The organism is Vibrio sp. 10N.247.310.17 (assembly GCF_041466605.1).
In the GTDB taxonomy this organism is placed as follows: Bacteria; Pseudomonadota; Gammaproteobacteria; order Enterobacterales; family Vibrionaceae; genus Vibrio; species Vibrio tasmaniensis_A.
Window position 1 is genome coordinate 36,588 of record NZ_JBFSTC010000033.1, and the last position, 12,800, is coordinate 49,387.

Here is a 12,800-nt window from a genome sequence, read left to right on the forward strand (position 1 = left end):
TTCGTGAACATTTAACCGTTCACGACAATCGCTTTACTTAGGAAAAGGCACTCGAATGGCACCTTCCATGATCACTCGGGCACTACGACTCATAATTGCCCGTTCTATTTTCCAACCGCTTTTCGTCTGAATAGCTTTAGCACCCACTTTTAAGGTTCCTGATGGATGACCAAAGGTCACAAAATCTCGGGAACCCTCACCGACTGCCAAGTTCACTAACGTACCTGGTACACTCGCCGCTGAAGCAATGGCGACCGCTGCCGTACCCATCATGGCGTGATGCAGTTGTCCCATAGACAAAGCACGCACCAGAAGGTCGGTATCGTCAGCTAATACCGGTTTACCACTTGAAGCTTGGTACGCTTGAGGCTTAGCAACAAACGCGACTTTAGGTGTGTGTTGGCGTGATTCCGCTTGTTCTAAAGAATCAATAAGACCCATCGCCACTGCGCCATGTGCTCGTATGGATTCAAACAGAGCCAAGGCTTTTGAATCACTGTTAATATCCGATTGAAGCTCTGTGCCTTGATAGCCCACAGCTTCAGCATCAACAAAAATGGTGGGTATCCCTGCATTAATGTATGTTGCTTTGATGCAACCCAGATCGGGAACATCTAAAAAATCGACAACATTCCCTGTTGGGAACATAGAGCCACTCGCATCGGCGGGGTCTAGAAAATCGACTTGGATTTCAGCAGCGGGGAAAGTGACACCATCGAGTTCAAAGTCACCTAACTCTTGGACTTCTCCATCAGCGATAGGTACATGAACAATAATGGTTTTCTCTATGTTCATTTGCCATACTCGCACTTCGACCACGCCGTTTTCTGGAATACGATTCGAATCGACTAAGCCACTATGAATAGCAAATGGGCCTACTGCAGCAGATAGGTTGCCGCAGTTACCGCTCCAATCAACGAACGACTTGTCTATTGCCACTTGACCGAATAGGTAATCAACATCGTGATCGGCCTTACTACTTTTCGAAACAATAACGGTTTTGCTGGTGCTAGATGTTGCACCACCCATACCATCGGTTTGTTTGCCATAAGGATCCGGGCTGCCAATCACACGCAGAAGTAATGCGTCTCGTGCTTCTCCGGCGACTTGCGCAGCTTCAGGTAACTCTTCTAAATTGAAAAAGACACCTTTGCTTGTTCCGCCCCGCATATAAGTTGCAGGCACTTTGATCTGTTTAGTGTTCATCACAAGCTCCTACTGTGCAAGAAAGTCTTTGGCGAAACGTTGCAACACGCCACCAGCGCTATAAACATTCACTTCGTCTGCGGTGTCTAGTCGGCAGGTCACGGGAACATCAAGCTTTTCACCGTTTCTACGAGTGATGACTAGAGCCAAATCAGAACCTGCTTCAATGTCGCCGTACACGTCGTAAAGCTCGGTGCCATCCAACTCTAAGGTATTGCGATTCGTTCCTACTTTGAACTGCAGAGGCAATACCCCCATGCCAACTAAGTTGGTTCTGTGAATTCTTTCAAATCCTTCAGCCACAATCACTTCAACACCCGCTAAACGCACACCTTTGGCAGCCCAGTCACGTGATGAACCTTGTCCATAATCCGCACCCGCCACGACAATCAAAGGCTGTTTACGGTTCATGTAGGTTTCTATCGCTTCCCACATTCGCGTAACTTGACCTTCGGGTTCAACTCTTGCTAGTGAACCTTGCACGACTTCTCCAGCGTCCTTCACCATTTCGTTAAACAGCTTAGGGTTAGCGAACGTTGCTCGTTGTGCGGTTAAGTGATCACCTCGATGGGTCGCGTAAGAGTTAAAATCCTCTTCCGGCACTTCCATTTTGGTGAGGTATTCCCCCGCAGCGCTCGAAGCGAGAATCGCATTTGAAGGGGATAAGTGATCTGTGGTGATGTTGTCACCTAGAATCGCTAAAGGTCTCATACCAGATAGGCTTCGTTCTCCCGCAAGAGCCCCTTCCCAATAAGGTGGTCTGCGTATATAGGTGCTTTGAGGTCGCCAGTCATAAAGCGGCTCAGTCGTCACCTGTTCCTCGTCTGGCTGGAACATTTTCACGTAGATTTGTTGGAATTGCTGAGGCTTAACGTGCTCACCGACAACGGCATCGATCTCGGCATCACTCGGCCATAAATCACTTAAGTAGATTGGCTTACCATTGTTGTCGGTGCCTAAGCTGTCTTTCTCGATATCAAAGCGAATCGTGCCAGCCAACGCGTAAGCAACCACCAACGGCGGTGAGGCTAAAAACGCTTGTTTGGCATAGGGATGGATTCGACCATCAAAGTTTCGATTCCCTGACAACACAGCAGTTGAGTACAGGTCGCGGTCGATGATCTCTTGTTGGATTTTAGGATCCAACGCCCCACTCATTCCGTTACAGGTAGTACACGCATAACCGACGATACCGAAGCCTAATTGTTCCAGCTCAGGTAGCAAACCTGCCGACTCAAGATAGAGCTTGGCAACTTTAGAGCCCGGCGCAAATGACGTTTTCACCCACGGCTTACGAACTAATCCAAGCTGATTAGCTTTCTTAGCCACCAATGCTGCGGCGACTACGTTTCTTGGGTTGCTGGTGTTGGTACAAGAAGTAATTGCCGCAATGATTACGGCACCATCGGGCATCTGATCATCGCTGTACTGCTTAGCATGCTGCTCTTTCCAAGATGCTTGACTGATGCCTTGTTCAGCCAGCTCTCTGGTTGGCAAACGACGATGGGGGTTGGATGGCCCTGCAAGATTGCGCTCTACCTTCGATAAATCAAACTCTAATACACGTTCGTATTGAGCAGAGTCTAGATCGTCAGCCCATAGCCCGGTTTGCTTAGCGTAGCGTTCAACTAATTCAACCTGCTCAGGCTCTCGACCGGTGAGCTTCAGGTATTGAATGGTCTGCTCATCGATGTAAAACATACCAGCTGTTGTACCATACTCTGGCGTCATGTTGGAGATAGTTGCGCGGTCACCAATGGTCAGTGCACGAGCCCCTTCACCGAAGAATTCCAAATAGCTTGAGACCACTCTCTCATTGCGAAGGAACTCAGTAATCGCAAGCACAATATCCGTTGCAGTTATCCCTTCTTGTCGTTGACCCGTCAGTTTAACGCCGACAATATCAGGCAATCGCATCATCGACGGACGACCGAGCATCACTGTCTCAGCTTCCAAGCCCCCCACACCAATCGCAATAACGCCCAAAGCATCAACGTGCGGTGTATGGCTATCGGTACCAACACAGGTATCAGGAAACGCGATGCCTTCTTTAGATTGAATAACTGGAGACATTTTCTCCAAGTTAATCTGGTGCATGATCCCGTTACCCGCTGGGATCACACTCACGTTTTTAAACGCCGTTTTACACCATTCAATAAAATGAAAACGGTCTTCGTTTCTGCGCTCTTCAATCGCGCGGTTTTTATCAAACGCTTCGCTATCAAAACCCGCGTGTTCCACTGCCAGCGAATGGTCAACAATCAATTGAGTTTCGACAACGGGATTCACCTTGGCAGGGTCTCCGCCTTGGTCGGCAATCGCGTCTCTTAATCCAGCCAAATCAACCAAAGCTGTTTGACCTAGAATGTCATGACACACCACGCGCGCAGGATACCAAGGAAAATCTAAGTCGCTCTTGCGTTCAATGATCTGTTTTAAGCTGTCTTCAAGGGTTTCAGGATCACAGCGTCTTACTAATTGCTCTGCTAATACTCTCGACGTATAAGGCAAGGTTTTGTAAGCACCTGGGGATATTGCTTCTACCGCTTCGCAAGCGTCGAAATATTCTAAGCCCGTTCCCGGTAGAACCTTTCGATACTTGTTTTCATCAAGCTCTTGGTTTCTTTCAAGTTTTACATCAGACATACATCCACCATTATCTGTCAAATTCTATTCGTTGGTTCTCGAGGCCTTATCACATGAAGAGAAAGTCACCTCGAGATATAAGTCGGCTCGATATAGAGGACTAACGTAAATGGATTGGTAGCCAGTCTTGATGCTCTGGCCCGGTGTAGTCTGCACTTGGACGAATAATTCGATTGTTTTCTCTTTGCTCGAATACGTGTGCCGTCCAACCAGTAAGGCGGCTCATCACGAAGATAGGAGTAAACAGTTTGGTTGGGATGTCCATGAAGTGATATGCCGATGCGTGGAAGAAGTCAGCATTACAGAACAGCCCTTTCTCGCGCTTCATTACAGCTTCAACACGCTCAGAAACGGCATAAAGCTGTTTATCTCCCACCTCTTGAGCAAGCTCTTTTGACCAACGCTTGATTAGAGCATTTCGTGGATCGCTTTCACGATAAATGGCATGACCGAAGCCCATGATCTTATCTTTGTTAGCAAGCATATTCATGATGTTCGTTTCCGCTTCATCGGCGGTTTGCCAATCTTGGATCATTTCCATCGCCGCTTCATTCGCACCGCCATGCAAAGGGCCTCTCAACGTACCAATCGCTGCGGTGACACAAGAGTGGATATCCGACAGCGTTGATGCACACACACGAGCGGCAAAAGTCGAAGCATTAAACTCATGTTCCGCGTAAAGGGTTAGCGAGCAGTGCATCACCTTCTTGTGAAGTTCACTCGGTGCTTTATCCGTTAGCATTTTCAAGAAGTAGCCACCCAAACATGCTTCACTTTGATCTTCAGTATCAATGCGCACGCCATCATGGCTAAAGCGATACCAGTAACAAATAATCGCAGGAAAAAGTGCAAGCATACGTTCTGTTGCTGATAGTTGCTCAGAGAAGTCCGATTCTTGCTCTAAGTTACCCAACATTGAACAGCCCGTTCTCATCACATCCATTGGATGAGCGTCAGCAGGGATAAGCTCTAATGCTACTTTCAAAGGTTGAGGCAAGCCGCGCAGACCAACCAACAATGTTTTGTAATCATCAAGCTCTTTTTCACTGGGTAAATGACCTCTTAGTAGCAGATGCGCCACTTCTTCGAACTGAGCATGATTAGCAAGGTCGGTAATATCATAACCACGGTAGGTTAAACCAGTTCCTGATTTTCCTACCGTACATAGCGCCGTGGTTCCCGCACTCTGACCACGTAGACCAGCACCACCGATTGCAGGTGTGCTGGCTGTTTTTTCGCTTTGTTGTTGGTTTTCTGTAGAAGCCTTTTCGACAGTTGCTTTATCACTCAAAGATACAGACATGTTGAACTCCTTTTCTGTGTTAGCCGCCTGCACTCTTTGGTGCTGCCTGTTTATATGTCCGATGATCTTTATCATCGGTACTGGATATGGCGACTAACCATTTCACGTTATTGGATTAAGTTGATTTTTGATTAATTGAAACTGGTTTACCCTTCGCTTGAAAACAACTGATCAAGCTTGTTCTCGTAGTCGTGGTAATTCAGGTGTTCGTAAAGCTCCTTACGGGTTTGCATTGAATCCAACAGAGCTTCTTGATTGCCTTCAACTAGCAAATGCTTGTAAACATTCTCCGCCGCTTTATTCATCGCACGGAATGCACTCAATGGGTAAAGCACCATGTCGACACTTGATTGGGCTAACTCGTTACAGTTGTAGAGTGGTGTTTGGCCGAACTCAGTGATGTTCGCGAGAATAGGCACGTGCTTACCCGTTGCAGATTTCAGCGCTGCCGAGAACTTCACGTACTGGTCGAGCTGATTCATCGCCTCAGGGAAAATCATGTCCGCGCCCGCTTCAACACAAGCTATAGCTCGTTCAATCGCACTGTCTATTCCTTCAACCGCCAATGCATCGGTACGCGCCATAATCACAAAGCTGTCATCGGTTCTAGCATCGGTTGCAGCCTTAACTCTATCGACCATCTCTTGCTGACTTACAATCGCTTTATTTGGTCGATGACCACAGCGTTTCTGGGCCACTTGGTCTTCCATGTGAATTGCAGCTGCGCCTGCCTTCTCCATAGCGCGAATTGTACGTGCAATATTGAATGCGCCACCGAAGCCCGTGTCGATATCCACCAGCAAAGGCAAATCACACGCATTGGTAATACGTTCAACATCGACCAATACATCGTTCAATGTCGTAATGCCTAAATCTGGCAAACCATAAGACGCATTGGCGATGCCTCCACCAGACAAATAGATCGCCTGATGCCCTAAGTTCTTTGCCATCATCGCGCAATATGGATTCACCGTACCGACGATCTGCAATGGGTCGTTGTCTTGCACAGCTTGTCGGAACTTAGCCCCTGCTGATAACTTCATAATGACGCTCCCTGTTAATTGTTTATTTATATCTAACTTTTATAACTACTGATGTTTAGCTCTCGCCAGCGAAGAACCGCTGGCAAATACCAGTCGCCAGTTAATCAAGATCTTTGGATTGAATTTGTTGTTCTATAAGCAATCGGCTTCCCGAGATGTGTCTTCGCATTAGCATTTCTGCTAGCTCTTCATCACGGTTGCGAATCGCTTGTAGGATGTATTTATGCTCATCAAGCGCCTCTTTTGGTCGAGACTGAGCCCTAGGCGATTGATAGCGGTACATGCGTAGTAGGTGATAAAGCTCATCACACAGCAGCGAAATGAGTTTGCTGTTACGACTCGCTTTGATAATGCGGTAATGGAAATCGAAATCCCCATGTTGATGAAAGTAAGAAGAACCTTCGACTTCATCGATGTGTTTTGAATGTGTCGACAATAACCCTTCAAGCCCGACAAGCTCTTCTTGTGTGATATGTCTAGCTGCTAAGCGAGCCGCCATGCCTTCCAATGCCTCTCGCACTGCGTACAACTCGAGTAATTTGTCTGCCGAGAAGGTAATAACTCGAGCCCCTATATGAGAAATACGTTCGATCAGACCAAGCCCTTCAACACGCATTATTGCTTCACGTAATGGGCCTCGACTTACTTCAAAGCGTTTAGCCAGTTCAGGTTCCGAGATCTTACTGCCCGGTGGTAATTCACCGTTAACAATCGCCTCAACAAGATACTCAGTGAGGTTTTCTGATTTAGTGTTCTCTTTATCGTTCACACGTGTTTTCATGTTTGCACTTAAGGTGAGATCTTTTATCGCAGTATTCATATTCACGCTGCTCACTTCTGATTGCCGACCCTAACTGTCAACAATTTCATAACATGAACATAAAATACACGATCGAACTGTCGACAATCAAGCAGATTGTCGACAATTTAGACTAAGGTAGTATTTTTTATAGACGATAAAAACTCATCCAAAAGGACACTAAAAACAACTTAAATACTTGTTATTTATTAATTTAAACAGGACAACAACAACCAGCCCGATACCTACTCTAAAGTCATTTAAAATCGATGTGTCGACAACTTATAGCCGAACTGGTCAAAAGCAGCCCCGTTTGTGCCTATCCACCAGCTCACCGATAAACAGATATAAAAAAGGCGCACTCATGTGCGCCTTTCATTCATCGAACCCGTTCTAACAAGCCAACCTTTAATCAAGCTATCTGACGAGTGACTTCGAGGTATTTGCTGATATCGACAAAATCAATCTGTTCTGGTTTGAGATACTCTTCTGCATAACGCAGGTGAGTACCGCTGGTTAAGAACAATCTAAACAGTTCGATATCAAGATGCTCGTCCAACGCCATTTTATACATGATGTCTACAGCAACACTGATTGGTTTCGCCTTCTTATAAGGCCTATCCGCAGCAGTTAACGCCTCAAAAATATCTGAGATCACCAGAATACGTTCTGGGATTGAAAGGTCATCACCTGTCAGCTTCCTTGGATAGCCTGTGCCTTTAAGGGTTTCATGGTGAGTCGACGCATAACGAGGCACACGGCTTAGCTCTTTCGGGAATGGCAGGTTTTCAAGCATCTTGATGGTACCAAGCATGTGCTCATTTATCTTAAACCTATCTTCAGCAGTTAAGGTACCACGCGCAATACTCAGGTTATAGACTTCGCCCAGATTGTATAAGTGCTCAGGCACATCCATTTTTATTTGATATTTCGGGTCGAACTCTAACGGCCTATCTCTTTTCACTATATGTTCAGGCTTGTCACATAACAGCGGCTCTACCGCTGGTAAGCTTGAACTCGATTCTCGATTCAACGCCTCTATCGGTGACAAACCAAGTTGATCATCAAAGTTACGTGTCCAAGTCGTCTCAGCTATCAAGCGAATACGAGCGACTTTATCATCACTCATAAACTCACCACCGAGGTTCGCTGTCGCAATAAACTCAAAGTCCTCTTGTAGTTGCTGTTTGGTTGACGCAAGTTCATCAGCTACCAACTCAGCCGGTAGAGACCCTTCGAGTTGTTTTGTCAAAGCTGTAATTTCTGCATCACGCCAAAGCACTTCAAATCGAGTTCTCACCTCGTGAATTCGGTTGTAGTTAGCTTCTAGCTTCGTACCTTTATCGACGATGTGTTCAGGTGTCGTGATCTTGCCACAATCATGAAGCCAAGCAGCAATTCTAAATTCACGACGTTCATCGTCGTTCTCAAATTTAAAGTCTTTGAAATGCTCAGACTGCGATTTTTCAGCCGCACCAGCCAACATCAAGCCCAGTTCTGGTACGCGGTTACAGTGCCCAGCCGTATAAGCGGACTTATCATCGATAGCTTGAGCGATAAGTTTAATGAACGACTCAACAAAGGCCTCTTGGGTCTGTTCATGCCGCTTAATCTCTGCAGCCATACCTTTCACCGCAATAGACAGTTCCCATACCTCTTTAATTCGAGTCTCAACAAGCTCGACACTGTCATAATCACGCATCTTGATCTTATGAGTCTCCTCCTCTAATTGACGAATAGGACGCACTATCGGTGCACCAAAAACCCATGCAATAGGCAAGGTCAAACTCATCAGTAACATCGTTACGCCAACAGAGGTTACTAGACGTTTATTGACTGTACTAAAGATTTCAGTTTCGGGAATCAATACCGCAAAATACTCAGAGTAGTGTTCGCCCGTGTCTATTTTCTTTAAATAGAGATGCTTGACCTCGCCATTCAACTCTACCCTTATCATACTGCCTTCAACCGTTGCTTCCTTAGCCAAATCATAAAGTTCAGTATAAGGAACCGTCGTATTCGTATTAAAGCCGGTATCATGGAGCCACTTTTTCGCTAAGGCATCAAGTTGTTCATCACTCAATCTACTGATAGCCTTATCAATAATTGGAAGCAATTGCTTATGCTTGCTCTGCAACACCAAATGGAATTGATTTGTGTAGTTCCGTTTTAGATCTTCTAGAGTCCCATTGACAACAAGGCCTGGCTGGAAAAACCTATCTAATGCAAACGAGAGTACGGGTTCTGCTTCTAAGAAAGCAAAGTTCTCTTCGCTTTCAATTGAATTAAATGCAGACTCTAGGTTTTCAAATTCAACTAAATCAATGTTCGGAAAATCCTCTCTCAACTTAGGAATAATTGACCACCCAGATAAAATGGCAACTTTTTCACCCTCAAGCTCGGCATAATTAGTGACAACCTTCGCGCCGACCCTTGTCACGATAGAAAATGGCAATTCATAAATTGGAGTCGTGTATAGGCCATCTATGCCATTATTTTTATAATGTTGAACCGATTGCAGGCCATCAATACTTCCTTCTTGAAACTTACTGACAAGCTCGTCCCAAGAGAAACCATTCACAAATTCAAACCTGATCCCAGTCATCTCACCGATCATTTTGAGAAGGTCTATCGCATAACCGTTTGGTTTCCCCGCCACAGAAAAGTCCATCGGCCCCCAATCATTTTGATTAGAAACTAGCAGCGGAGGGGTATCGTTAACCAAGGTTTTTTGCTCAGATGATAATATCAATGTTGATACATCAAACTCCGATTCCTGATTGTTAACCTTGAGGTTGGACGCTATGATATTTCCCGATTTCGAATATAAGAAAGACTCAACCTTACTATCTTCTGCTAATCCAAGCGCCGTACCTGATAATTTGTTAGCCAAAGAAGACAACACAATATCAATACCAATCACATGTTGAATTTCAGATTCTATTTTCGAATCAAACGCTAAAGAATAAGTTTGTCCGGTAATTTGTAAATGCTGAAAAAGATATGGCTGAGTTTTTTCGACCGACTGAACATTGGCAGAAACATACCAAGGCCTGGTCGTTGGAAAGTAGTTGCTCTGCTCCGTAGTTGAGCTTCTGAGCGTAAACTCTTGGTCAAAGTATTTCGTTGTCCGGACTCGCTCCTGCCCTATATTTTTAATCTCAACCACAACCCAACGATCCGTTTGTTGTGCACCTATTTTTTCTCTAACGACAGGGGCAGATTCTAGATTAATAATTTGGAAGAAATTTTCATCGGATGAGCCAATGTAAATACTATAAAAGAGAGGGTTATCTTTAATGGCTTCAGAAAGAATACTACGCGACTCTTCTTTCGATATTTTGTTACTGATTGACCGTTTCACTGAAGCAAGTAAACGCGCAGTGTTGGCTGCGTCAGAATCAATAGCGCCTATATAATCACTCAGGTCATGAGACACCATCGTCAACTTTGATAGGGTATTCTCAGTCGCCATTTTTTTACTGAAGTAATATTGCAGTGAAACCGCAACAACAGCGGTAAGAAATGTCGCGAGTAAAAACATTCCTCCAACAGTAAATCGTAACGAAATTTTTTTGTCTGTCATTATTCGATCCTTGAATAACCATTAGCTCAGAAATGTAACGTGCCAGCAATATTTATATTATTACAGTAGCACACCCCACCTAGCAACACATTATTCTATATATACAAGAGCGTCTCCCTATCCCTCTCTCTGTGTCACAATAAAGTACCTACTTTAATGATACCCAACAGTATAAAACGGCTAATAGTCAAAACAAATTGTTCACACAACCTTAAGAAAAAATGAGAATAATTATTTCTTGAAGAATCCTAGAGCCACGTCCCCGTGAACTTTATGCACTTTATTCACCCAATGTTCTTTATCCTCAATCTCGCCGCATTAAAGACAATTCGTTAACACATCGTTAACTTTAACCTCATCTACTAAACACCCGATTCGTGTATTTAGTAGCTGGATATAAAACATAAGTTTCTCTCCATTGAAGAGATCCCCTACATAAGGAACGTGAACCATGTTCAAGGCACTGAAACCTACTCTTGCGGCTTCTATCATCGCAGCAACCTTTTCTTTTAACACTTTTGCTGCTGACGTAGAAAAAATCCACTTCCTAATCCCTGGCGGCGCTGGTGGCGGTTGGGATATGACGGCTCGTGGTACGGGTGATGTATTAGTTAAATCCGACATCGTAGAAAATGTCTCTTTCCAAAACTTGTCTGGTGGTGGTGGCGGTAAAGCCATTGCACACCTAATCGAGACGGCTCAACGTCAAGAAGACACGCTAATGGTGAACTCAACGCCTATCGTTGTTCGTTCACTAACGGGGATCTTCCCACAATCTTTCCGCGACCTAACTCCTGTAGCAGCAACTATTGCCGATTACGGTGCAATCGTCGCGTCTGCGGATTCTAAGTACAACACTTGGGAAGACGTCGTTAAAGAGTTCGAAACCAACCCACGTAAAGTAAAAATTGCTGGTGGTTCAGCTCGTGGCAGCATGGACCACCTTGTGGTTGCGGCAGCGTTCAAAGGCGAAGGTTTTGATGCGAAGAAAGTACGTTACATTACCTACGATGCTGGCGGTAAAGCGATGGCGGCACTGCTTTCTGGCGAAACACAGCTGCTTTCTACTGGCCTTGGTGAAGTGCTAGAGATGTCTAAATCTGGCCAAGTAAAAGTGCTTGCTGTGACGGCGCCAAAGCGTCTTGACGCTGCACCTAACATCCCAACACTGACTGAGTACGGCAACGAAACCGTATTCGCTAACTGGCGTGGTTTCTTTGCAGCACCTGGCACAAGCCAAGCGAAGATCGACGAGTGGAATGTAGCGCTTGGCAAAATGTACAAAACCGATGAGTGGCAAGTGGTTCGTGACCGTAACGGTTGGATCGACAACTACAAAGCTGACAAAGATTTTTACGCCTTCCTAGAAGATCAAGAAAAACAGATGGGCGACCTAATGCGTGAGCTTGGTTTCTTGAAATAACCAACAACCATAGAGGGCCTATGTGCCCTCTTACTCTTTCCTTGTTTCGCCGTGCATGAGTTAACTTCAAACTCCTTTGTTTATTCGTAGACGTATTACTAACGCTTGCCGATTCGTTGTAAACGCAAGTGGCTGATAAACCAGTACCGTAATTCGCTTACCTTTGGTTAGTGATCCCAGACATTTCATTGACTCGCTCATGTACGGCTTTTTTACTTTTTATACCACCCCAAATGGAGTTGGATATGTCGGACTTACCAACCAAATTTCTGAGTAAGGAATCTTTGCTTTCGAAGGATCGCATCGGAGCCATGCTCTTTATGCTTGCGTGTTTATGCTATGGCTACCAAACCACGCTGATTCCTTTGTTCCCCGGTGACGAGTACGAACCCTTCACAGCAAGAACCTTACCTATCCTGCTAACGTTTATCGGCATTGGCCTTTCGTTGATCCTGCTTATAACCGGACAGCCGGATAAAAAAGTCACATGCGACACTACGCCGCTGAACTGGAAACTGCTTATTGGCTTCTTGGTGTTAATGGCTCTGTACGGTGTTGGGCTGACTTATCTTGGCTTTGTTTTAGCAACCAGCTTCTTCTTACTTGCAGGCTTTTACCTACTGGGTGAGCGCCGCAAAGCTGTCTTATTTGGCGCGTCGTTTCCTTTCGTTATCGCGTTCTTTCTTTTATTAACTCAAGGCTTAGATATCTACCTAGAGCCTGGTTTAATCTTCACTCTTTCCCTATCTGGCAGGGTAGTTGTCACTGTTAAAATTTAACCAGTTTGGGCGATA

General features: G+C 45.2%; 8 protein-coding genes. 2 read left to right on the forward strand and 6 right to left on the reverse strand.

Annotated features, from left to right (window positions below; translation table 11 throughout):
- Nucleotides 1-33: 33 nt before the first annotated feature.
- The 6 genes from prpF to AB6D80_RS11495 form a co-directional block, all read right to left on the reverse strand.
- A complete protein-coding gene (prpF, locus tag AB6D80_RS11470) occupies nt 34-1,206 on the reverse strand; it encodes a 2-methylaconitate cis-trans isomerase PrpF (protein WP_372188546.1) in 1,173 nt (390 codons plus the stop codon).
- Between the two features lie 9 nt (nt 1,207-1,215).
- A complete protein-coding gene (acnD, locus tag AB6D80_RS11475; RefSeq protein WP_372031435.1) occupies nt 1,216-3,852 on the reverse strand; it encodes a Fe/S-dependent 2-methylisocitrate dehydratase AcnD in 2,637 nt (878 codons plus the stop codon).
- 100 nt (nt 3,853-3,952) lie between these two features.
- The gene (gene prpC, locus AB6D80_RS11480) at nt 3,953-5,155 is read right to left on the reverse strand and encodes a 2-methylcitrate synthase (protein ID WP_017103082.1); all 1,203 of its coding nucleotides are present in this window, start codon (nt 5,153-5,155) and stop codon (nt 3,953-3,955) included.
- Nucleotides 5,156-5,301: 146 nt separating this feature from the next.
- A complete protein-coding gene (gene prpB, locus AB6D80_RS11485) occupies nt 5,302-6,198 on the reverse strand; it encodes a methylisocitrate lyase (RefSeq protein WP_017082680.1) in 897 nt (298 codons plus the stop codon).
- Nucleotides 6,199-6,298: 100 nt separating this feature from the next.
- Nucleotides 6,299-7,018, reverse strand: coding sequence for a GntR family transcriptional regulator (locus tag AB6D80_RS11490; protein WP_372188552.1), 720 nt, complete (start codon nt 7,016-7,018; stop codon nt 6,299-6,301).
- Between the two features lie 391 nt (nt 7,019-7,409).
- Nucleotides 7,410-10,583 (reverse strand): HD domain-containing phosphohydrolase, encoded by a 3,174-nt coding sequence (locus AB6D80_RS11495; protein ID WP_371708698.1) that lies wholly within the window; start codon nt 10,581-10,583, stop codon nt 7,410-7,412.
- 451 nt (nt 10,584-11,034) lie between these two features.
- Between AB6D80_RS11495 and AB6D80_RS11500 the strand changes: the two genes are divergently transcribed.
- Both AB6D80_RS11500 and AB6D80_RS11505 read left to right on the forward strand, forming a co-directional pair.
- Nucleotides 11,035-12,006 carry a tripartite tricarboxylate transporter substrate binding protein gene (locus AB6D80_RS11500; RefSeq protein ID WP_372188548.1) on the forward strand — a complete coding sequence of 324 codons (972 nt, stop codon included), beginning with the start codon at nt 11,035-11,037 and terminating at the stop codon, nt 12,004-12,006.
- Nucleotides 12,007-12,251: 245 nt separating this feature from the next.
- Complete coding sequence (locus AB6D80_RS11505; RefSeq protein ID WP_372188550.1) at nt 12,252-12,785, forward strand: tripartite tricarboxylate transporter TctB family protein; 534 nt, start codon at nt 12,252-12,254, stop codon at nt 12,783-12,785.
- Nucleotides 12,786-12,800: the final 15 nt, after the last annotated feature.

Excerpts from the sequence above, each read along its gene's own strand:
- prpF (WP_372188546.1), bottom strand. The coding sequence starts at position 1,206 with ATGAACACTAAACAGATCAAAGTGCCTGCAACTTATATGCGGGGCGGA.
- acnD (WP_372031435.1), bottom strand. The coding sequence starts at position 3,852 with ATGTCTGATGTAAAACTTGAAAGAAACCAAGAGCTTGATGAAAACAAG.
- prpC (WP_017103082.1), bottom strand. The coding sequence starts at position 5,155 with ATGTCTGTATCTTTGAGTGATAAAGCAACTGTCGAAAAGGCTTCTACA.
- prpB (WP_017082680.1), bottom strand. The coding sequence starts at position 6,198 with ATGAAGTTATCAGCAGGGGCTAAGTTCCGACAAGCTGTGCAAGACAAC.
- AB6D80_RS11490 (WP_372188552.1), bottom strand. The coding sequence starts at position 7,018 with ATGAATACTGCGATAAAAGATCTCACCTTAAGTGCAAACATGAAAACA.
- AB6D80_RS11495 (WP_371708698.1), bottom strand. The coding sequence starts at position 10,583 with ATGACAGACAAAAAAATTTCGTTACGATTTACTGTTGGAGGAATGTTT.
- AB6D80_RS11500 (WP_372188548.1), top strand. The coding sequence starts at position 11,035 with ATGTTCAAGGCACTGAAACCTACTCTTGCGGCTTCTATCATCGCAGCA.
- AB6D80_RS11505 (WP_372188550.1), top strand. The coding sequence starts at position 12,252 with ATGTCGGACTTACCAACCAAATTTCTGAGTAAGGAATCTTTGCTTTCG.